Origin of the sequence: Pseudomonas gingeri (assembly GCF_013386115.1) — a bacterium.
In the GTDB taxonomy this organism is placed as follows: domain Bacteria; phylum Pseudomonadota; class Gammaproteobacteria; order Pseudomonadales; family Pseudomonadaceae; genus Aquipseudomonas; species Aquipseudomonas gingeri.
Genome location: NZ_JACAOR010000013.1, coordinates 179945 through 200058 on the forward strand (window position 1 = coordinate 179945; position 20114 = coordinate 200058).

Genomic DNA, 20114 nt, shown 5'->3' on the forward strand with positions numbered 1-20114 from the left:
AGGAGCCGGCAAGCCGGCTCCTGCAGGGATCGGCGTATGGATGCAGTGACTAGGCATCGGAACGGGTACCCAGGCCCATGGCCTGGCGGGCGAACCAGCGCTTGGCCGGCGGCAGCAGGTCGAGGCCGAGCAGGCCGAGATTGCGCCCCAGGGCCACCAGCGGCTGTGCCGTGCCGAACAGCCGGGTGACCTGGTCGGAGAAGCCGACGGTCAGCGTCTGGTCCAGGCGCTGGCGCTCCTGGTAACCGCGCAGGGTGGCGAAGTCGCCCAGCCCCGCCTCACTGGCCAGCAGGGCATCCGCCAGCGCCTGGGCGTCGCGCAGGGACAGGTTGAAGCCCTGCCCGGCAATCGGGTGCAGGCTGTGGGCCGCGTTACCCAGCACCGCCAGGTGCGGACGGACCTGCTCCTCGGCCTCCACCAGCGTCAGCGGGTACAGGTGCCGCGCACCGACTTGCTTCAAGGTGCCGAGGCGATAACCGAATACACCCTGCAATTCACTGAGGAAGCTGCGTTCATCGAGCTCCGCCAGCCGCTGGGCGTCCATCCCGAGGCGGGTCCAGACCAGCGCACAGCGATTGTCCGGCAGCGGCAGCAAGGCCATCGGCCCTTCATCGGTAAACCGCTCGAAGGCCATGCCGTGATGGGCCTCGCTCGGCGAAATATTGGCGATCAGCGCACTCTGGTTGTACGGCCGCTTGCGCACACCGATGCCCAGTTGCTCGCGCAGGCCGGAGCGGCCGCCATCGGCCAGCACCGCCAGATCGCACTCGAGCACGGTTTCATCGTTGAGGGTCAGGCGGTAGCCGTCTTCCAGCGGCTGCAGGCGGGTGACCTCGGCCGGACAACGCCAGCTGACCACCTCCCGGTCCAGTCCCTGCCAGAGGCATTGGCCGAGCCAGGCGTTCTCGACCACGTAGCCCAGGGCCGGAACCCCTTCCTCGATGGCCGACAGCCGCGCCGTGGAGAAACGTCCGCGATCGGACACGTGAATCTGCTTGATCGGCTCGGCCCGCTGCGCAATCGCTTGCCACAGGCCAAGGCGTTCGTAGATCTGCCGGGCACCGAAGGACAGCGCCGAGGAGCGGGCGTCGTAGCTCGGCTGGTAACTGTCGCCGGGGGCGAAGGGCTCGATCAGCACGATCTTCCAGCCCCGTGCCCTGGCCCCGGCCTGCAACGCCAGCGCCAGGCTGGCACCGACCAGGCCGCCGCCGATGATCGCCAGATTGACCCGGCTCATGCCGCTTCGGTCCGGGCCGCAGCCATCAGGGCCTCGATCTCGGCAACGGTCTTGGGCACGCCGCCGGTCAGGATTTCACAACCTTGCTTGGTCACCACCACGTCGTCCTCGATGCGCACGCCAATGCCGCGCCATTTCTTCGCCACGTCCTGGTTGTCCGGGGAAATATAGATCCCCGGCTCCACCGTCAGCGCCATGCCGACCTCCAGCACGCGCCATTCGCCGCCGACCTTGTACTCGCCGACATCATGCACATCCATCCCCAGCCAGTGGCCGGCGCGGTGCATGTAGAAGGCCTTGTAGGCCTCGCCGTCGATCAGCTCGTCGACATCGCCGTGCAACAGTCCCAGCGCCACCAGCCCGCTGGTAATCACCCGCACCGTGGCCTCGTGCGCCTGGTTCCAGTGCTTGTTCGGCGCGATCTCGGCGAACGCCGCTTCCTGGGCAGCCAGCACCAGCTCATAGATCGCCTTCTGTTCGGGCGAGAACTTGCCGCTGACCGGCCAGGTACGGGTGATGTCGCTGGCATAGCAGTCGATCTCGCAACCGGCGTCGATCAGCACCAGGTCGCCATCCTTGAGCAATGCGTCATTCTGCTGGTAGTGCAGGATGCAGCTGTTGCGTCCGGCGGCGACGATGGAGCCGTAGGCCGGCATCTTCGCCCCGCCCTTGCGGAACTCGTAGTCCAGCTCGGCTTCCAGGCTGAACTCGTGCAGGCCGGCACGGCTGGCCTGCATGGCGCGCACATGGGCGCGGGCGGAAATCGCCGCGGCCTCGCGCATCACCTTCACTTCCGCCGCCGATTTATACAGGCGCATGTCGTGCAGCAGATGATCCAGGGCAACGAATTCGTTCGGCGGCTGCGCGCCGAGGTGCGCCTTGGAGCGGATCACATTGATCCAGTCCATCAGGTGGCGGTCAAACTCCGGGTTGCTGCCCATCGCCGAATAGACCCGGTCGCGCCCTTCGATCAGGCCCGGCAGGATGTCGTCGATATCATTGATGGGGAACGCGTCGTCCGCGCCGAAATCGCGGATCGCGCCCTCCTGGCCGGCGCGCAGGCCGTCCCAGAGTTCACGCTCGACATTGCGCTCGCGGCAGAACAGCACGTATTCGCCGTGGGCCCGGCCGGGGATCAGCACGATCACCGCCTGGGGCTCGGGGAAACCGCTGAGGTACTGGAAATCGCTGTCCTGGCGGTAGACATGCTCGACATCGCGATTGCGGATCGCCACGGCGGCGGCCGGCAGGATCGCGATGCTGTTGGGTTCCATCTGCGCCATCAACGCCTTGCGGCGCCGGGCGTATTCCGCTTTGGGGATATGAATCATGGGCAGATGGAACTCCCTGTCCTGGCTCAGTGCAACGAAGGCTTGGCAGCCGGCTCAACCGCTTTGTTGACCTCGGTGAACAGCAGCAGCGGTGCGACGCGCAGGTACTCCATGACTTCCATGTAGTCGTTCTCGCCGTCGTCGGACTCTTCCAGCGCGTCCTGGACCTGAGCGATGGCCGCGAGGTCCTGCAGCACCTCGGTGGCCTCGATGCTCAGGGCGTTGGCGCGGTAGGTCAGGCCGAAACCGGCGAGGAAACCCTGGCACCACTGGCCCAGGGCAATCGCCCGCTCGGTGAGCGGCGCATCGTCGCTCGGCAACAGCAGGACAACGGTCATGTCGTCGCTGGTAAGCTCGCCCTTGACCATCTCCTGCAAGCCGACCAGGGCGTTGCGCACGTTGTCCTGCGGTTCGCCTTCGAGCAGTTCGGCGGCATCCACCAGCCAGCTGTCGGCTTCGAAGCCGGCACCGGCACAACTGCGGCCGAGCAACAGCCCGTGCAGTTCGGCGGGAGAGACCGGATGACCGCTGGTGCTCAGCAGGGTGGCAAAGGCGTTGTACGGGGAATTCTGAATAGGCATGGGCGGCTAGGCGCCGAACGGCGCAATGTCTAGAATGAAGGCCTTGTATCCTAGCATTCGGGAACACGCCAAGACCATCAAGGCGGATAACTCGTTTGCCAAGCGCTCCAGCGACGACCTGCATGCCGCTCGTCATATTCAGTGGACACCAAAGTAGATAACGAATGGAAGACACCGACCTGCACGCGCTGATGGCCAGACTCGAACTGCTGATTACCCGGGTCGAGCAACTTAAAAGCCAAAACGGACTCCTACTAGCTCAGGAAAAAACCTGGCGCGAGGAGCGCGCACACCTTATTGAAAAGAACGAAATCGCCCGGCGTAAGGTCGAATCGATGATTTCGCGCCTCAAGGCCCTGGAGCAAGACTCATGAGTTCAAGCAATAACGTTACCGTGCAGATCCTCGACAAAGAGTACTCGATCATCTGCCCCCAGGAAGAACGCAGCAACCTGGTCAGCGCCGCCCGCTACCTGGACGGCAAGATGCGCGAAATCCGCAGCAGCGGAAAAGTCATCGGCGCCGATCGCATCGCCGTGATGGCCGCGCTGAACATTACCCATGACCTGCTGCACAAGCAGGAACGCCCTGATGTGCAGGCCAGCGGCTCGACGCGCGAACAGGTGCGCGACCTGCTGGATCGGGTGGATCTGGTGCTGTCTTCCGACTCGGATACCAGCAAGGGCTGATTCCCGCGGCCACTTTCAGGTATACTGGCGTCACTCCCTGGAGTACTTGCCAGTTGGTGATGTCCCTGAGCCGATTCGCACTACCCTGGGTGTTACACGTTGGGCCGGTGTGCATGTCCGCTAGACGGAAAGCCTTAAGGTCTACTGTAACTTCCACCTTGAACTTTCGGGTTCAAGGGCTAAGCCGACAGCGCTACGTCGGGGAGCCTGAATTATCGTCCAATGCCGGCCATCGCGCCGGCGTTGGTCTTTCACGAGCCGCCGTCCTGGCCGCTCGATTGCCGACAGCCTGATCCCATGAGCGAACCTGCGCCGCTTTCCCGCCCGCAACTTCGACGACTGCTGCGCAAGGCCCGCCGCGCCCTCACGCCCGGCGAACAGCGCCAGGCCGCGCGCGGCCTGTATCGGCAACTGGCGCAACACCCGCTGTTTCGCCGCGCCCGCCATGTCTCCCTGTACCTGCCCACCGACGGTGAAATCGATCCGCGCCTGCTGCTGCGTGAAGCCCAGCGCCGCGGCAAGCACACCTACCTGCCGGTGCTGAGCGCCTGGCCACGAACGAAGATGGTGTTCCAGCGGATTCGTCCGGGGGAAAAGCTCCACCCCAACCGTTTTCGCATCCTTGAGCCGCGGATCAATCCGGCCGCGCAGCGCAAGGTCTGGGCACTCGACCTGGTGCTGTTGCCGCTGGTCGGCTTCGATGCGCAGGGGGGACGGCTGGGCATGGGCGGCGGTTTCTACGACCGCAGCCTGGCCTATCAGTCCCGCCGCCAGAGCTGGCGCAAGCCGCTCCTGCTGGGGCTGGCCCATGAATGTCAGAAGGTCGGGAGACTGGACCAGGCCAGTTGGGACGTGCCGCTGCAGGGAACGGTCAGCGACCGTGCCTGGTATATCGCGCAATAAACGGGGGACGAGGCGTCACCGGGGATGGCGACGCCCTTGCGACGGGATCAGCGCTTGAACAGGGTCGATTGCTGGGGCTGATGCTGGACGATTTCAACCGGGATGTCTTTCTTGCCCGACCACAGGCCCTGTGCGTAACCCGTGGTTACCACACCCAAACCGAACAAAATAACCAAAATCCATAGTAAATCCGGTTTGCGTTTCATCGATTGCCCCCCTAGGCAAATCACATACGATGACAGCAGCGGTTTTTCTTTATAGGCCGTGCAGCAGCGTCAAGCTTAAAATCCCGGCATTTTGCGATAACGTGAACCGCTACGCAAACGCTGACGTCAACCGACTGTCGGTTTGTGCAAGAAATTGCCCGACAAACTGCCCAAGGAGCAAAACCATGGCCTACTGGCTGATGAAATCCGAGCCGGACGAACTCTCGATCGAAGGTCTGGCCAAGCTCGGCGAGACCCGCTGGGACGGTGTGCGCAACTATCAGGCGCGCAATTTCCTGCGGGCGATGGCGGTCGGCGACCAGTTCTTCTTCTATCACTCCAGTTGCCCGGAACCGGGGATCGCCGGCATCGGCAAGATCGTCGAGGCGGCCTACCCGGACCCGACGGCCCTGGACCCGCAAAGCCACTATCACGACCCGAAAGCCACCCCCGAGAAAAATCCCTGGAGCGCGCTGCAGGTCGGCCATGTGGAAACCTTCGCCAAGGTGCTCGGCCTCGGCTACCTGAAGCAGCAGGCGGCGCTCGAGCAGATGCCGCTGGTACAGAAAGGCAGCCGGCTGTCGGTGATGCCGGTCACGCCGCAGCAGTGGGCGGCCGTCCTGGCCTTGCGCTGAAACGAGCGGAACTGCCCGGTCACGACATTCTCCCTGCCAGCGGTCCGCCAATCAGGTTAGGCTTGCCCTTCATTTGACCGGCATCAAGCCGCCACCGCGCGGAACCGGTCAGACTAGGACGCTACCGATGCAGGATGCAGCAATGTCGATGAATCACCGCCGTTCCCGTCTTTTCGCCGGCTCCCTGCTGGTCGTGCTGTTGGCCGCCGGCGGCTTCGGCTACTGGAAATCCCTCCATGACCGCCTGCCCGAAGGCCTGAGCATGGGCAACGGCCGCCTCGAGGCGACCGAAGTACAGATCGCCAGCAAGATCCCCGGCCGACTGGCCGAGGTCCTGGTCAACGAAGGCGACAAGGTCACCAAGGGCCAACTGCTGGCACGCATCGACACCCGCACCCTCGAAGCCCAGCGGGTCCAGGCCGAGGCCGAAGTGCTGCGGGCCCGGGAAACCTTCGCCGCGGCCCAGGCCAACGTGCAACTGCGCCAGAGCGAACTGCTGCTGGCCGGCCAGGAACTCAAGCGCTTTCGCGAACTGTCCCAGCGCGGTTTCGCCAGCGGCCAGTTGCTCGACCAGCAGCAGGCCCGCTACGACACCAGCAACTCCGCCGTCCTGGCCGCCAAGGCCCAGGTCGCGGCACTGAGCGCTTCCATCGGCGCCGCCCAGGCCCAGGTTGCCCAGCTGACCAGCGAAATCGACGACAGCAGCCTGCTCGCCCCCATCGACGGCATCATCCAGCTGCGCCTGGCCGAACCGGGCGAAGTCCTCGGGGCGGGCGGTCGCGTACTGCTGCTGATCGACCCGGGCGACCAGTACATGAACCTCTACCTGCCCGCGTCCGTCGTCGGCCGCCTGACCCCGGGTGACGAGGCGCGTGTAGTGCTCGACGCCCTGCCCGAACAACCCCTGCCGGCGAAAATCGCCTTCGTCGCCGCCAAGTCGCAGTTCACCCCCAAGGAAGTGGAAACCCGCGACGAGCGCCAGAAACTGGTGTTCCGGGTCAAGCTGCGCCTGACCGATCCCGCCTCCGTGCCCCAGGCCAAACCCGGCATGCCCGGCGCCGGCTACGTGCGCACGGCGCCCACGGACTGGCCGGCCAACCTGCAATGAGCGGCCTGGCGCTGCAAGCCAGCGGCATCGGCCATCGCTACGGCAGGCAGGCGGCGCTGCTGGATATCGGTTTCAGCCTGCCGGCCGGCACCCGCTGCGGGCTGATCGGCCCGGATGGCGCGGGTAAATCGAGCCTGCTCGGGCTGATCGCCGGGGTCAAGAAACTCCAGCAGGGCCGGCTCGAAGTGCTCGGTGGCGCCATCGACGACCGGCGTCACCGCAACAGCCTCTATCCGCGTATCGCCTTCATGCCCCAGGGCCTGGGTGGCAACCTCTACCCGGAACTGTCCATCAGCGAAAACATCCGCTTCTTCGGCACGCTGTTCGGTCTGTCGAAAGCCGACTGCGACCAGCGCATGCACAACCTGCTGCGCGCCACCGACCTCGAACGCTTCGCCGAGCGACCGGCGGGCAAACTCTCCGGCGGCATGAAGCAGAAGCTCGGCCTGTGCTGCGCACTGATCCACGAACCGGACCTGCTGATCCTCGACGAACCGACCACCGGCGTCGACCCGTTGTCACGTCGACGCTTCTGGGAGCTGGTGGACGAGGTCCGCCGCCAGCGCCCGCAACTGACGCTGCTGGTGGCGACCGCCTACATGGAGGAGGCCGAGCAGTTCGAACACTGCCTGATGCTCGATCGCGGCAAGCTGATCGCCGCAGGGCCGAGCCGGACCCTGGCCGGCAGCACCGCCAGCGGCAAGCTCGACGATGCCTTCACCCACTTCCAGGGCGACAGCAGCCGCGACAACCGGCCCCTGGTCATCGCCCCCCGGGACAACAGCCAGGTCGATATCGCCATCGAGGCCCACGACCTGACCCTGCGCTTCGGCGACTTCACCGCGGTGAACAAGGTCAGCTTTGCCATCGGCCGGGGCGAGATTTTCGGCTTCCTCGGCTCCAACGGCTGCGGCAAGACCACCACCATGAAGGTCCTGACCGGCCTGATGCCGGCCAGCGAAGGCAGCGCCCGGCTGCTCGGCAAAGCCGTGGATGCCCGGGACCTGGCGACCCGCAAGCGCGTCGGCTTCATGTCCCAGAGCTTCTCGCTGTATGGCGAGCTGAGCAGCCGGCAGAACCTCGAACTGCATGCCCGCCTGTTCGACCTGCCCAAGGCCGACAGCACCGCGCGCATCCAGGAACTGATCCAGCGCTTCGACCTCGGCGAGATCGCCGACCAGCCCTCCGCCACCCTGCCCCTGGGTCTGCGGCAACGCCTGTCCCTGGCGGTGGCGGTGCTGCATCGCCCGGAAGTGCTGATCCTCGACGAGCCGACCTCGGGCGTCGATCCGGCGGCACGGGACGACTTCTGGCGGCTGCTGGTCGAGTTGTCCCGGGAACAGGGGGTGACGATCTTCCTCTCGACCCATTTCATGAACGAAGCCCGGCGCTGCGACCGCATCTCGCTGATGCACGCGGGGCGAGTCCTGGCCTGCGATACCCCGGACGCCCTGCAACGACAGTTCCAGGGCGAGACCCTGGAAGCGGCATTCGTCCGCTGCCTGGAACAGGCACAGGACAGCGCCACGCCTGAAGCGCCGGCCCCCACGACAGAAACGCCGGCAGCCCCGGCTGCCGCGTCATCGAACGGCAGCGGCTTCAGCCTTGCGCGCCTGCTGGCGGTCGCCAGCCGCGAGGGCAAGGAACTGCTGCGGGACAAGGTGCGCCTGGCCTTTGCCCTGCTCGGCGCGCTGTTCATGATGGTGATCTTCGGCTACGGGATTTCCCTGGACGTGGAAAAACTCGCCTTTGCCGTCTACGACCAGGACCAGACCCCGCAAAGCCGGGCCTACCTCGAAGCCTTTCGCAGTTCCCGCTACTTCGCCGAACAGACGCCGATCCGCGATGCCGCGCAATTGCACACACGCCTGCAACGCTCGGAGATCAAGCTGGCCCTGGAGATCCCGCCGGGCTTCGGCCGCGACCTGTACGCCGGGCGCCAGCCGACGGTCGCCGCCTGGCTGGACGGCGGCATGCCGTTTCGTGCCGAGACCAGTCGCAACTATGTCGAGGCGGTGCACCAGGCCAATCTCGAACAGGGGGCCGCCCAAGGCAGCCCGGCCCTGGACAACCGACCGGCCGCCCGCCTGGAAACCCGCTTTCGCTACAACCAGGACGTGGTCAGCGTGAACGCCATCGGCCCCGGCGTCATGGCGCTGATCCTGGCCTTCATCCCGGCCATGCTCACCGCCTTGGGCATTGTCCGCGAGAAGGAACTGGGCTCGATCACCAACTTCTACGCCACGCCGCTGACCCGCCTGGAATTCCTGCTCGGCAAGCAGGCGCCGTACCTGGCGGTGAGCCTGGTCAACCTGGGCCTGCTGGTGGCGATGAATCGCTGGCTGTTCGGCGTGCCGTTCAAGGGCAGCGGCCTGGCCCTGGCGTTCGGCGGCCTGCTCTATGTGCTGGCGACCACCAGCATGGGCCTGCTGATCTCGGCGTTTACCCGCACCCAGATCGCCGCGATCCTCGGCACCATGATCATCACCAGCCTGCCGACCATCCAGTTTTCCGGGCTGATCGTGCCACGCTCGTCCCTGGAGGGCGCCGCGGCGCTGATGGGCATGCTCTTTCCCGCCGGGCACTTCCTCGATATCGCCGTCGGCACCTTCACCAAGGCCCTGGACCTGCGCCAGCTCTGGCCGCAGTGCCTGGCCTTGGCCGGGTTCTTCGTGGCCTTCACCGGCCTGAGCCTGGTCATGCTCAAGAAACAGGAGGCGTGATGCACAAGCTTGCCCATATCCTGCGTCTCGGCCTGAAGGAGCTGACCAGCCTGCGCCATGACAGCGTACTGTTGCTGTTCCTGCTGTACGCCTTCAGCGTGGCGATCTACATGCCGGCCGCCGGCTCGGTGATCGGCGTGCACAACGCCAGTGTCGCCCTGGTGGACGAGGACCACAGCGCCCTCTCGCGCCAGCTCGGCGAAGCCTTGCAGCCACCGGAATTCCAGCGCCCCGCGCCACTGGCCTACGACCGGCTGGACCAGGCCCTGGACAGCGGCCAGTACACATTCGTGATCAACGTGCCGGCGAATTTCCAGGCCGACCTGCTGGCCGGGCGACAACCCGCGGTGCAGGTCAATGTCGATGCCACCGCGATGAGCCAGGCGTTCATGGGCGCCGGCTATATCGGACGGATCTTCCAGCGTGAACTGCTGGGCTATGGCGGCCAGGCCGACGCCGCCGGCAAGGCGCCGGTGCTGCTCGCCAGCCGCGCGCTGTTCAACCCGAACCTGGAAGGCGGCTGGTTCCTGGCAGTGATCCAGATCGTCAACAACATCACCATCCTGGCGATCATCCTCACCGGCACCGCGCTGTTGCGCGAACGCGAGCACGGCACCCTCGACCACCTGCTGGTGCTGCCGCTGACCGCCCTGGAAATCATGCTGGCGAAGATCTGGAGCAACCTGCTGGTGGTGGTGATCTGCACCTGGATTTCCCTGGAAGTGATCGTCAAGGGCGCCCTCGGCGTGCCGCTGGCCGGTTCGCTGGGGTTGTTCCTCGGGGTGACGGCGCTGTATCTGTTCGCCAGCACGGCGCTGGGCATTTTTCTCGCGACCCTGGCGCGTTCGACACCGCAATTCGGCTTGCTGGCGATCCCGGTGATCATTCCCATGCTGTTGCTGTCCGGCGGCAGCACGCCGCTGGACAGCATGCCCGAATGGCTGCAATGGGTGATGCAGGGTTCGCCGTCGACGCACTTCGTCAGCCTCGGCGCGGCGATCCTGTTTCGCGATGCGGGAATCAGCGTGGTGTGGCCCGATGTGCTGGCGCTGGCGGGCATCGGGCTGGTGTTCTTCGCGATTGCGCTGGCGCGGTTTCGCAAGAGCCTGGCGTCCTGAAACGGGAGCACGGCTTGTTGTCGCGACCAAGGGCCTCTTCGCGGGCAAGCCCGCGAAAAGCTGGAGCGGACACTACAAATCCCGGATCACTGCACGATCAGGTTGTTGAACAGCAGGTCTTCCACCTGCGGCTTGCCGGTCTCGTCGCTCAATACCTGCTGGACCTGCTTCAGGGCTTCCTGGCGCATCTTTTCCTTGGCGTCGACATTGCTCATCGACTCGGTGCTCTGCTGGGCGAACAGCGCCACCAGCTGGTTGCGGATCAACGGCTCGTTGGCCTTGACCGCCTGGGCCGCGGCGTCACCCGTCACACGCAAGGCGACATCGGCCTTGTAGACCTTGAGCTTGGGGCTGCCGTCCAGGCCATAATTGCCGACGAACGGTGGCGTCAGGCTGATATAGCTGACCTTGGGACCCGCCGCTTCACCTTCCTTGGCCTCTTCCGCCATTGCCGCCATCGGTAGCGACAAGGCCAACATCAACATGATCCACGCTTTCACAATTCGCTCCTTATCCGGTTTGCGGCCTAGCATATCGATCCCCGCCGTCGAGCCCAAGCACAAAGCTTATAACCGACTATCAGGCCAGGGCATGCTCGTTGACCCGTTGACTCACACACCTACACTTATCGGCCATCACTCCCAAAGGAATAGCCCGATGAAAGCCGTGCTGTGCAAAGCCTTCGGCCCCGCCGAAACGCTGGTGCTGGAAGAGGTCGCGAGTCCGACGCCGAAAAAGAACGAAATCCTGTTGCAGGTGCACGCCGCCGGGGTGAACTTCCCGGATACGCTGATCATCGAGGGCAAATACCAGTTCAAGCCGCCCTTCCCATTCTCGCCCGGCGGTGAAGCTGCCGGCGTGGTCGCGGCCGTGGGGGAAAAGATCAGCCACCTCAAGGTCGGCGACCGGGTCATGGCCCTGACCGGCTGGGGCAGCTTCGCCGAGGAAGTGGCGGTGCCGGGCTACAACGTGCTGCCGATTCCCGCCGCGATGGACTTCACCAGCGCCGCGGCCTTCAGCATGACCTACGGCACCTCGATGCACGCGCTGAAACAACGCGCGCAGTTGCAGCCGGGCGAAACCCTGCTGGTGCTGGGGGCTTCCGGCGGCGTAGGCCTGGCCGCCGTGGAAATCGGCAAGGCGATGGGCGCGCGGGTCATCGCCGCCGCCAGCAGCGCGGAGAAACTGGCGGTGGCCAAGGCCGCCGGGGCCGATGAACTGATCAACTACAGCGAAACCAGCCTGAAGGACGAGATCAGGCGCCTGACCGACGGCAATGGCGCCGACGTGATCTACGATCCGGTGGGCGGCGACCTGTTCGACCAGGCCGTGCGCGCCATTGCCTGGAACGGCCGGTTGCTGGTGGTCGGTTTTGCCAGTGGGCGCATCCCCGAGCTGCCGGTGAACCTGGCCCTGCTCAAGGGCGCGGCGGTGGTCGGCGTGTTCTGGGGCTCGTTCGCCCAGCGTCAGCCTCAGGACAACGCGGCGAACTTCCAGCAGCTGTTCGCCTGGTTCGCCGAGGGCAAGCTCAAGCCGCTGGTGTCCCAGACCTATCCGCTGGCCGACGCGGCCCAGGCCATCAACGACCTCGGCCAGCGCAAGGCCGTGGGCAAGGTGGTGGTCCAGGTACGTTGAACCGTAGGGGCGGGCTTGCCCGCTCCTGCAGGACGGCCATCAATCTGGAAATATCCGGCAACATCCATCCTCCAGAAACGCCTCCTGCCTGCCCCTCGGCGACATGTTCATAAAACAACATCGAGAGTCATCCATTTCTGACTTTTGTGAATGCGAAAGCCTGCTATTTTCGGTAACGAAAATGTAACATTCGCATCCGCAGTCAAAACAAGAAATCTGGAGCTCTTGAATGTTTGCCTTCTTTCGACCTGCCGCACATCAGGCGCCCCTGCCTGAGGAAAAAATAGACAGTACCTACCGCCGCCTGCGCTGGCAGATCTTCGCCGGGATCTTCTTCGGTTACGCCGGCTACTACCTGTTGCGCAAGAACTTCTCCCTGGCCATGCCGTACCTGATCGACGAAGGCTACAGCCGCGGCGAGCTGGGCCTGGCGATGTCGGCGATCGCCATCGCCTACGGCCTGTCGAAGTTCCTCATGGGCCTGGTGTCCGACCGCTCCAACCCGCGCTACTTCCTGCCCTTCGGCCTGCTGGTGTCCGCCGGGGTGATGTTCATTTTCGGTTTCGCGCCCTGGGCGACGTCCAGCGTGACCATGATGTTTATCCTGCTGTTCATCAACGGCTGGGCCCAGGGCATGGGCTGGCCGCCAAGCGGGCGGACCATGGTGCACTGGTGGTCGCAGAAGGAACGCGGCGGCGTGGTCTCGGTGTGGAACGTGGCGCACAACGTCGGCGGCGGCCTGATCGGTCCGCTGTTCCTGCTCGGCATGGGCCTGTTCAATGACTGGCACGCGGCGTTCTACGTCCCGGCGGCCGTGGCCCTGGCCGTCGCGGCCTTCGCCTTCATCACCATGCGCGATACCCCGCAGTCGGTCGGCCTGCCGCCGATCGAGAAGTACAGGAACGACTACCCGGAAGGCTACAACGCCAGCCACGAAGACGAATTCAGCGCCAAGGAAATCTTCGTCAAGTACGTGCTGCGCAACAAGATGCTCTGGTACATCGCCATGGCCAACGTCTTTGTCTACCTGCTGCGCTACGGCGTACTGGACTGGGCACCGACCTACCTCAAGGAAGCCAAGCACTTCGACGTCGACAAGACCTCGTGGGCGTATTTCTTCTACGAGTGGGCGGGGATCCCGGGCACGCTGCTGTGCGGCTGGATGTCGGACAAGATCTTCCGCGGCAACCGCGGCCTGACCGGCATGGTATTCATGGGCCTGGTGACCGTGGCGACGCTGGTGTACTGGCTCAACCCGGCCGGCCACCCGACCATCGACATGATCGCGCTGTTCTCCATCGGCTTCCTGATCTACGGTCCGGTGATGCTGATCGGTCTGCAGGCCCTGGAACTGGCGCCGAAAAAGGCCGCGGGCACGGCCGCCGGCTTTACCGGGCTGTTCGGCTACCTGGGTGGCTCGGTCGCCGCGAGCGCGGCCATGGGCTACACCGTGGACCACTTCGGCTGGGACGGCGGTTTTGTCCTGCTGGTCGCGGCCTGCCTGCTGTCCATGGCGTTCCTGGCCCCGACCCTGTGGCACAAGCAGGTCGCCAGCCAGAGCCGCGAAGCCATTGCCTAATGCGCGCCTGAACGGCAGCGCTTGAGCCGCGCCTCCAGATTACGATCCGGCATGGCGTGGCTGCGCAAGGCGCTGGCGGTCTGCTCGACATAGTCACGGGTGGTGCCGTAGCGTCCGCAAGCGCTCTGCAGCACCTGGGTCAGCACACTGTCGGGCAGGTTGCCGGCATAGCTGGGCAGGTGCCGCTCCAGCACAAAGCCCAGGGCCTGGACCGTCTGGCCATTCTCCAGGCGGCAATTGAGCCAGTGCGGCCGGTAGGACGGCACCGGCATCTCCCGCTGCCACAAGGCGTAGAGCGACGCCTCCAGTTGCTCCTCCGGCAGCCGATAGGCAAAACCACTGCAAGACCCCCCGCGATCCAGCCCGAACACCAGCCCCGGCAACTCCGGCGTCCCGCGGTGCTCGTGGGACCACAGGTACAGGCCACGGTGATAACCGTGGACCCGGCCGCGCACCCGCTCCGCCGCCGAACACTCCGGACGCCAGATCAGCGAGCCGTAGGCGAAGAGCCAGACCGGCCCGCCCTTGTGCCGGGCCATGGTGGCTTGCATCGAGCTGAGCAATTGTTCGTGGGTCAGCTGCGCCCCCAGCTCAAGGCGCGGCGGATAGGCCAGACTCAACAACGCAGGATCTGTGACAGCCATGACGAATCGCGTGGAGCTCCTGAAATAGTTACCAGTTGTAAGTCACTTTACCGTAATAAAACGCACCGCTGTAACCGTACGGCGAATAAGTGCTGTAGGCCAGGTTGCCGCCGCTGTTCGCGTAGGCGCTGAGCTTTTCCGGGTACTTGTCGGTGACGTTGTCACCGCCCAGGGTGAAGGTCCACTGCTTGAGCTTGTAGTCCGCCGCCAGGTCCAGCAGCCATGCCGCCTTGAAGGTCTGGTCGTTGATCGCATCGGCCTGGTAGCTGGTGAATTCGCCATAGCGCACCAGGTTGCTGTGCAGCACCCAGTTGCCGAAGCTCAGGTCGTTGCCGAAGGTCAGCTTGTGCTGTGGCGTGGTGTCACCCAGCAGGCCGAGCTTTTCCCGGCGATCGACCCGCACCAGGTTGACCCCGAGCTGGTTGAGGATCGCCGGATTGTCCTTCACGTCGGTGACCTTGGTGTGGTTGTAGTTGTAGCCCAGGGTGCTGTTCCAGCGCACGCCGTTATCCAGCTGGTAGCGATAGTTGGCGACCAGGTCGATACCGCTGGTGCTGGTATTCGTGGCATTGGTGAAGTAGCGGGCGCTGGTGTAGTTGATATTGCCCACACCGTTGGCCTGCAGGTAGTTGATCGCCGCGTTGTTCAGCACCAGGTTGGACGACAGGCTGATCCGGTCGCGGATATCGATGCGGTAGACATCGGCGGTGACCGTCAGGTTGTCCGTCGGCTCCAGCACCAGGCCGAGGCTGTAGTTACGCGATTTCTCCGCCTTCAGGTCCTCGGCCCCGAGCAGGCGCGCCACCTGGCTGTTGGCCGCGAAGGTGCCGGCCTCCTGGATAGTCGGGCCGATCAGTTGCGACGAGGTGTAGGTGAAGTTCTGCTGGGCCAGGGATGGCGCGCGGAAACCGTTGGAGATGCTGCCGCGCACGGCCACCTGCGGGGTGAAGTCGTAGCGCGCCGACAACGAGCCGCTGACATTCGAGCCGAAATCGCTGTAGTCCTCATGACGTACCGCCGCCGAGGCGCTGAGTTTCTCGGTGAAGTTGGTTTCCAGGTCCAGGTACTGGGCGAAGTTGTGCCGCGAATAACTGCCGGCATCGGCCGCGCGGAAACCGCCAAGGCCGGAGCTGCCGGTCTGGTAGTAGGACTCCGGCTGGCCGGCGCTGATCTGGTAGCCCTGACGCAGGTACTCGGCCCCCACCGCCACGGATACTGGATACGGCAGCCAGCCGAGGTTGAATTCCCGCGACAGGTCGAAGTTCAACTGGCGCTGGTCGTTGCTCAGGGTGCCGTTATCGAACTTGCGCGGGCTGTTCAGGCCCAGCGAGGTGTTGATGGTCTCGGTGCTCAGCTCGTACTGGTTCTTGCCGTAGTTGGCCGACAGGTCGTAGTGCCAGTCGTCCGCCAGCAGGCCGCGCAGGCCAACCACCAGCGAGGTGTCCTCGAGGTTGCCGTGAATCAGCGGCAGGTAGCCGTTGGGGAAAATCGCCGGGATGTTGTTCGAGGCATTGCTGGCCCGGTAGAACGCCGCGGTTTCGCCCCGACGCTTACTGTAGCCGCCAAAGCTGTAGAGTTCGGCGGCATCGTTGAAGCTGTAGGCAGAGTTGAACTGCAGCTTGCCTTCGTTGGTCGACGGCTCGCCCTGGCGGAATACCTGCTGGCCGTAGGTCGTCGAACCGATGCTGGCCGGACGGTAATCCTTGCCGGCGCGGTTGGTATAGTCGTTGTCGGCGCCTTCGCCGGAGAGATTGAAGAAGCCGTTGTCGCCCAGGGCAAAGCCGCTGTTGCCGCCGATCTGGCGCTGGATGCCGTCGCCCTTCTTGTATTCGCCGAACTTGCTGGAGATCGAGCCGCCATGATCGGTGCTCTTGAGGATCACGTTGATCACCCCGGCAATGGCGTCGGAGCCATAACGGGCGGACGCGCCATCGCGCAGCACCTCGATATGGTCGACCGCCGACAGCGGGATCGCATTCAGGTCGGCCGGGGCCGAACCCCGGCCCACTGCTCCCCCCAGGTTGACGAAGGCGCTGGTATGGCGTCGCTTGCCGTTGACCAGCACCAGCACCTGGTCCGGCGACAGCCCGCGCAGTTGTGCCGGACGCACGAGTTCGGCGCCGTCCACCAGGCTCGGGCGGGGGAAGTTGATCGATGGAATCAGCCGTGCCAGCACAGTGCCCAGTTCATCCGAACCGCTGCTGCGCAGGCTGTCGCCGCTGATCACGTCGATGGGTGACAGCGATGCACTGGCCGTGCGCTCCTGGGCGCGGGTGCCGGTGACAATCACGGTGTCGAGTTTCGGCGCGTCGGCCGTGGTGTTATCAGACTCGGCGGCAGCCGCCGCACTGAAGGTTATTGCGCCTGCGGCGGTCAGCAAATGCGCGGACAAAATCGCCGAGTACAGCCGGTGTTGCGTGTTGCTCCCCATACCGCTCCCCTTGGAATCCAAAGTCGGGGCGTCTTGCCCCGAGTTCGCACGATCGGTCCGTGTGGCGAACGGTGTCGGTCATTGTGTTGATGATTGGCAGATACAAAGCCGGTAGTCCGATGTCATATAGCTTAATGATATGTAACAAAGAAATTAAATATCTGAATCGAATATATATAAGCTAAATGCAGTATCGGTAAAAAACCCTACATCCTTTTCAGACTCCAGGGTCTGACAACCCATTGCCCGGCTTCGTATAACGGCCACTTCTTTAATCGCCGCACACCACGAAAGGCCTGCGCTCATGAACACATCGACCTTCACTCTGGTTCTCACCCTGCTGCTGGGCTCGACCGGCGTGGCGTACGCCGTCCAGGAAGCACCCGGGGAAAAAGGCTTCTGGTACGCCCAGACCAGCCTGTATACCCGACACTATTCGCCGGACCCCGAGCACAACAATCGCCAGGACCTGATCGGCCTGGAACGCCATGAAGCGTCGGGATGGGTGTATGGCGCGGCGACCTTTCGCAACTCGTTCAGCCAGCGTTCGTACTACGGCTACGTCGGCCAGCGTTTCGACAGCTCGCGTTATCCGCTGTATGCGAAGGTGACGGGAGGGTTGCTACAGGGATATCGCGGTGAGTACCGCGACAAGATCCCGTTGAATCGCCTGGGCGTGGCGCCCGTGATCATTCCGTCGGTCGGCGCCCATTACGGGCCGCTGGCGACCGAACTGGTATTTCTGGGTTTCAATGCGGCGATGATTACCACGGGGGTGCGGTTCTGAGCCCCCGAACCACCCACCGGGGCAACACCGCCTGCCGCGGTCAGGGCCTGGGCGCGTAGGCAAACACGTCGGCGCGCATCTGGTGGGCATCCATTCCGGCCTCCACCAGCGCGTCCAGCGTCGCATAGATCATCGCCGGTGAGCCGCTGGCATAGACCTGCACGCTCGACAGATCGGCGATGTCCTCGCAGACCGCCTCGTGCAGCATGCCACAACGGCCTTCCCAGCCGCACAGGTCGCTGACCACCTTGTGCAGGAACAGGTTGGGCAGCGTCTTCCATTCGTCCCAGTGTTCCAGCTCGTAGAAATCCTCGGGCCGGCGCACGCCCCAGTACAGGTGTACCGGATGCTGGAAGCCAGCGGAGCGGCAATGCTCGATCAGGCTGTGCATCTGCGCCATGCCGGTACCTGCGGCGATCAGCACCAGCGGGCCGTCCGGCAGTTCCGCCAGGTGGGTATCGCCGAACGGCAACTCGACCCGGGCCATCCCGTTGCGCTGCAACTGCTCGATCAGGTTCTGCGCACTGGCTTCGCGCACCAGCACATGCAGCTCCAGGTCACGCCCGGCGTGAGGCGCCGAGGCCAGGGAAAACGCCGATTTCTCGCCGCTGTCGCGCTCGATCATCAGGTATTGCCCGGCGTGATAACGTGGCGGCTTGCCCGCCGGGGCCCGCAGGCGCACCCGCCAGACATCGCCACCGATTTCCGCGCATTCGGTCAACTGACACGCAAGGCTACGCACCGGCAGCTCTCCCAGGGCGAGAACACCATCCCAGAGCACCACGCAATCTTCCAGGGGCTCGGCAATACAAGTGTAGAACTCGCCATGGTCACGCACATCGCCCGCCTGCTCGACCCGCCCTTCCACCAGCAACGCCGCGCAGACATGGCAATTGCCATTGCGACAGCTCTGCGGGCAGTCGTAGCCCAGTCGCCGGGCACCATCGAGAATCCGCTCGCCGGGCCGTATCTCGAGCACGGCTCCGGAGGGCTGCAAGGTCACACGCATCAATCTATTCCTAACTGGTTCCACATGGCATCGATCCGCCGGGTCACGGCCTCATCCTTGACGATCACCCGGCCCCACTCGCGCGTGGTTTCGCCGGGCCACTTGTGGGTGGCATCCAGTCCCATCTTCGACCCCAGGCCGGAAACCGGCGAGGCGAAGTCGAGGTAGTCGATCGGCGTGTTGTCGATCATCACCGTGTCGCGCTTGGGGTCCATGCGCGTGGTAATGGCCCAGATCACGTCGTTCCAGTCCCGGGCATTGATATCGTCGTCGGTGACGATAACGAACTTGGTGTACATGAACTGTCGCAAAAACGACCAGACACCCAGCATCACGCGCTTGGCGTGGCCCGGATACGACTTCTTCATGGTCACGACGGCCATGCGGTACGAGCAGCCTTCGGGCGGCAGGTAGAAGTCGGTGATTTCCGGGAACTGCTTCTGCAGGATCGGCACGAACACTTCGTTCAGCGCCACGCCGAGGATCGCCGGTTCATCCGGCGGCCGTCCGGTGTAGGTGCTGTGGTAGATCGGCTTGATCCGGTGGGTGATGCGCTCGACGGTGAACACCGGGAAGCTGTCGACTTCGTTGTAGTAGCCGGTGTGGTCGCCATAGGGGCCTTCCGGGGCCATCTCGCCCGGATGGATCACGCCTTCCAGGACGATCTCCGCGGTGGCCGGGACCTGCAGGTCATTGCCACGGCATTTCACCAGCTCGGTGCGATTGCCCCGCAGCAGGCCGGCAAAGGCGTACTCGGACAGGCTGTCCGGCACCGGCGTGACCGCGCCGAGGATGGTCGCCGGGTCCGCGCCCAGGGCCACGGACACCGGGAACGGCTGGCCCGGGTGCTTTTCGCACCACTCGCGGTAATCCAGCGCGCCGCCACGATGGCTGAGCCAGCGCATGATCACCTTGTTGCGGGCAATCACCTGCTGGCGGTAGATGCCGAGGTTCTGGCGATCCTTGTTCGGCCCCTTGGTGACCGTCAGGCCCCAGGTGATCAGTGGCGCGACGTCGCCCGGCCAGCAATGCTGGACCGGCAACATGCCGAGGTCGACATCATCGCCTTCGATGACCACCTCCTGGCAGACCGCGTCCTTGACCACCTTGGGCGCCATGGCAATGATCTTGCGGAAGATCGGCAGCTTGGACCAGGCATCCTTCAGCCCCTTCGGCGGCTCGGGTTCCTTGAGGAACGCCAGCAGCTTGCCGATTTCCCGCAGCTCGCCGACCGCCTCGGCGCCCATGCCCAAGGCCACGCGCTCCGGCGTGCCAAACAGGTTGCCGAGCACGGGAATATCGAAGCCGGTGGGCTTTTCGAACAGCAGGGCCGGACCCTTCTTGCGCAGGGTACGGTCACAAATTTCAGTCATCTCCAGGACTGGGGAAACCGGCACCTGGATACGTTTCAACTCTCCGCGCTGCTCAAGTTGCTGCACGAAATCCCGAAGATCCTTGAATTTCATTAACCATGCACCCGTAAAATAGGCGTACATCCT

Annotated in this window: 19 protein-coding genes and 1 other RNA gene; 11 read left to right on the forward strand and 9 right to left on the reverse strand. The window is 64.4% G+C overall.

Annotation, left to right across the window (positions count from 1 at the left end; genetic code table 11):
- Window positions 1-49 precede the first annotated feature (49 nt).
- Genes ubiH through HX881_RS24925 form a run of 3 tightly spaced genes read right to left on the reverse strand, consistent with a single transcriptional unit; the run spans window position 50 to window position 3149 of the window.
- Window positions 50-1237, reverse strand: coding sequence for a 2-octaprenyl-6-methoxyphenyl hydroxylase (gene ubiH, locus HX881_RS24915; protein WP_017125434.1), 1188 nt, complete (start codon window positions 1235-1237; stop codon window positions 50-52).
- On the reverse strand, window positions 1234-2568 hold the full coding sequence (pepP, locus tag HX881_RS24920) for a Xaa-Pro aminopeptidase (RefSeq protein ID WP_017125435.1): 1335 nt from the start codon (window positions 2566-2568) through the stop codon (window positions 1234-1236). The genes ubiH and pepP overlap by 4 nt, the downstream gene beginning before the upstream one ends.
- A 26-nt stretch (window positions 2569-2594) precedes the next feature.
- Entirely contained in the window at window positions 2595-3149 is a 555-nt protein-coding gene (locus HX881_RS24925) for a YecA/YgfB family protein (protein WP_017125436.1), read from the reverse strand.
- A gap of 164 nt (window positions 3150-3313) precedes the next feature.
- Here HX881_RS24925 and HX881_RS24930 point away from each other — a divergent pair, with 164 nt between their 5' ends.
- The 4 genes from HX881_RS24930 (at window position 3314) to HX881_RS24945 (ending at window position 4740) form a co-directional block, all read left to right on the forward strand.
- Window positions 3314-3523, forward strand: coding sequence for a TIGR02449 family protein (locus tag HX881_RS24930; RefSeq protein WP_017125437.1), 210 nt, complete (start codon window positions 3314-3316; stop codon window positions 3521-3523).
- Window positions 3520-3837: a cell division protein ZapA gene (locus HX881_RS24935; RefSeq protein ID WP_017125438.1), complete on the forward strand. Its 318-nt coding sequence runs from the start codon at window positions 3520-3522 to the stop codon at window positions 3835-3837. The genes HX881_RS24930 and HX881_RS24935 overlap by 4 nt, the downstream gene beginning before the upstream one ends.
- Before the next feature lie 31 nt (window positions 3838-3868).
- Window positions 3869-4046, forward strand: a non-coding RNA gene (gene ssrS / locus HX881_RS24940) — 6S RNA.
- 88 nt (window positions 4047-4134) lie between these two features.
- Window positions 4135-4740 (forward strand): 5-formyltetrahydrofolate cyclo-ligase, encoded by a 606-nt coding sequence (locus HX881_RS24945; RefSeq protein WP_177087153.1) that lies wholly within the window; start codon window positions 4135-4137, stop codon window positions 4738-4740.
- A gap of 47 nt (window positions 4741-4787) precedes the next feature.
- On the opposite strand, the gene HX881_RS24950 is transcribed toward HX881_RS24945, so the two are convergent.
- On the reverse strand, window positions 4788-4946 hold the full coding sequence (locus tag HX881_RS24950) for a hypothetical protein (RefSeq protein ID WP_177087155.1): 159 nt from the start codon (window positions 4944-4946) through the stop codon (window positions 4788-4790).
- 185 nt (window positions 4947-5131) lie between these two features.
- Between HX881_RS24950 and HX881_RS24955 the strand changes: the two genes are divergently transcribed.
- The 4 genes from HX881_RS24955 (at window position 5132) to HX881_RS24970 (ending at window position 10530) form a co-directional block, all read left to right on the forward strand.
- Complete coding sequence (locus HX881_RS24955) at window positions 5132-5581, forward strand: EVE domain-containing protein (protein ID WP_177087157.1); 450 nt, start codon at window positions 5132-5134, stop codon at window positions 5579-5581.
- Window positions 5582-5723: 142 nt separating this feature from the next.
- A complete protein-coding gene (locus tag HX881_RS24960) occupies window positions 5724-6689 on the forward strand; it encodes an HlyD family secretion protein (RefSeq protein ID WP_177087159.1) in 966 nt (321 codons plus the stop codon).
- Window positions 6686-9412 carry a ribosome-associated ATPase/putative transporter RbbA gene (rbbA, locus tag HX881_RS24965; protein WP_177087161.1) on the forward strand — a complete coding sequence of 909 codons (2727 nt, stop codon included), beginning with the start codon at window positions 6686-6688 and terminating at the stop codon, window positions 9410-9412. The genes HX881_RS24960 and rbbA overlap by 4 nt, the downstream gene beginning before the upstream one ends.
- On the forward strand, window positions 9412-10530 hold the full coding sequence (locus HX881_RS24970) for an ABC transporter permease (RefSeq protein WP_017125444.1): 1119 nt from the start codon (window positions 9412-9414) through the stop codon (window positions 10528-10530). Before rbbA ends, HX881_RS24970 begins: the two co-directional genes overlap by 1 nt.
- Before the next feature lie 86 nt (window positions 10531-10616).
- Here HX881_RS24970 and HX881_RS24975 read toward each other — a convergent pair whose 3' ends face one another.
- Window positions 10617-11030, reverse strand: a complete 414-nt coding sequence (locus HX881_RS24975; protein WP_017125445.1) for a flagellar basal body-associated protein FliL — start codon at window positions 11028-11030, stop codon at window positions 10617-10619.
- Between the two features lie 157 nt (window positions 11031-11187).
- Here HX881_RS24975 and HX881_RS24980 point away from each other — a divergent pair, with 157 nt between their 5' ends.
- Together HX881_RS24980 and glpT are read left to right on the forward strand one after the other, a co-directional pair.
- On the forward strand, window positions 11188-12165 hold the full coding sequence (locus HX881_RS24980; RefSeq protein WP_177087163.1) for an NADPH:quinone oxidoreductase family protein: 978 nt from the start codon (window positions 11188-11190) through the stop codon (window positions 12163-12165).
- Window positions 12166-12394: 229 nt separating this feature from the next.
- The gene (gene glpT / locus HX881_RS24985) at window positions 12395-13744 is read left to right on the forward strand and encodes a glycerol-3-phosphate transporter (protein ID WP_017125447.1); all 1350 of its coding nucleotides are present in this window, start codon (window positions 12395-12397) and stop codon (window positions 13742-13744) included.
- Here glpT and HX881_RS24990 read toward each other — a convergent pair.
- Entirely contained in the window at window positions 13741-14388 is a 648-nt protein-coding gene (locus HX881_RS24990; RefSeq protein WP_017125448.1) for a gamma-glutamylcyclotransferase, read from the reverse strand. The two genes, glpT and HX881_RS24990, sit on opposite strands and share 4 nt — an antisense overlap.
- 28 nt (window positions 14389-14416) lie before the next feature.
- Window positions 14417-16819 (reverse strand): TonB-dependent receptor plug domain-containing protein, encoded by a 2403-nt coding sequence (locus HX881_RS24995; RefSeq protein WP_177087165.1) that lies wholly within the window; start codon window positions 16817-16819, stop codon window positions 14417-14419.
- Between the two features lie 304 nt (window positions 16820-17123).
- On the opposite strand from HX881_RS24995, the gene HX881_RS25000 reads away from it, so the two are divergent.
- Window positions 17124-17606 (forward strand): hypothetical protein, encoded by a 483-nt coding sequence (locus tag HX881_RS25000; RefSeq protein ID WP_017125450.1) that lies wholly within the window; start codon window positions 17124-17126, stop codon window positions 17604-17606.
- A gap of 40 nt (window positions 17607-17646) precedes the next feature.
- Here the strand turns inward: HX881_RS25000 and HX881_RS25005 are convergent, their stop codons facing one another.
- Window positions 17647-18615: a CDP-6-deoxy-delta-3,4-glucoseen reductase gene (locus tag HX881_RS25005; protein ID WP_177087167.1), complete on the reverse strand. Its 969-nt coding sequence runs from the start codon at window positions 18613-18615 to the stop codon at window positions 17647-17649.
- The gene (gene ubiD, locus HX881_RS25010) at window positions 18615-20081 is read right to left on the reverse strand and encodes a 4-hydroxy-3-polyprenylbenzoate decarboxylase (RefSeq protein ID WP_177087169.1); all 1467 of its coding nucleotides are present in this window, start codon (window positions 20079-20081) and stop codon (window positions 18615-18617) included. Before ubiD ends, HX881_RS25005 begins: the two co-directional genes overlap by 1 nt.
- Between the last annotated feature and the right edge of the window lie 33 nt (window positions 20082-20114).

Coding starts and splice junctions, on each gene's coding strand:
- ubiH (WP_017125434.1), bottom strand. CDS start 1,237: ATGAGCCGGGTCAATCTGGCGATCATCGGCGGCGGCCTGGTCGGTGCC.
- pepP (WP_017125435.1), bottom strand. CDS start 2,568: ATGATTCATATCCCCAAAGCGGAATACGCCCGGCGCCGCAAGGCGTTG.
- HX881_RS24925 (WP_017125436.1), bottom strand. CDS start 3,149: ATGCCTATTCAGAATTCCCCGTACAACGCCTTTGCCACCCTGCTGAGC.
- HX881_RS24930 (WP_017125437.1), top strand. CDS start 3,314: ATGGAAGACACCGACCTGCACGCGCTGATGGCCAGACTCGAACTGCTG.
- HX881_RS24935 (WP_017125438.1), top strand. CDS start 3,520: ATGAGTTCAAGCAATAACGTTACCGTGCAGATCCTCGACAAAGAGTAC.
- HX881_RS24945 (WP_177087153.1), top strand. CDS start 4,135: ATGAGCGAACCTGCGCCGCTTTCCCGCCCGCAACTTCGACGACTGCTG.
- HX881_RS24950 (WP_177087155.1), bottom strand. CDS start 4,946: ATGAAACGCAAACCGGATTTACTATGGATTTTGGTTATTTTGTTCGGT.
- HX881_RS24955 (WP_177087157.1), top strand. CDS start 5,132: ATGGCCTACTGGCTGATGAAATCCGAGCCGGACGAACTCTCGATCGAA.
- HX881_RS24960 (WP_177087159.1), top strand. CDS start 5,724: ATGTCGATGAATCACCGCCGTTCCCGTCTTTTCGCCGGCTCCCTGCTG.
- rbbA (WP_177087161.1), top strand. CDS start 6,686: ATGAGCGGCCTGGCGCTGCAAGCCAGCGGCATCGGCCATCGCTACGGC.
- HX881_RS24970 (WP_017125444.1), top strand. CDS start 9,412: ATGCACAAGCTTGCCCATATCCTGCGTCTCGGCCTGAAGGAGCTGACC.
- HX881_RS24980 (WP_177087163.1), top strand. CDS start 11,188: ATGAAAGCCGTGCTGTGCAAAGCCTTCGGCCCCGCCGAAACGCTGGTG.
- glpT (WP_017125447.1), top strand. CDS start 12,395: ATGTTTGCCTTCTTTCGACCTGCCGCACATCAGGCGCCCCTGCCTGAG.
- HX881_RS24990 (WP_017125448.1), bottom strand. CDS start 14,388: ATGGCTGTCACAGATCCTGCGTTGTTGAGTCTGGCCTATCCGCCGCGC.
- HX881_RS24995 (WP_177087165.1), bottom strand. CDS start 16,819: ATGGGGAGCAACACGCAACACCGGCTGTACTCGGCGATTTTGTCCGCG.
- HX881_RS25000 (WP_017125450.1), top strand. CDS start 17,124: ATGAACACATCGACCTTCACTCTGGTTCTCACCCTGCTGCTGGGCTCG.
- HX881_RS25005 (WP_177087167.1), bottom strand. CDS start 18,615: ATGCGTGTGACCTTGCAGCCCTCCGGAGCCGTGCTCGAGATACGGCCC.
- ubiD (WP_177087169.1), bottom strand. CDS start 20,081: ATGAAATTCAAGGATCTTCGGGATTTCGTGCAGCAACTTGAGCAGCGC.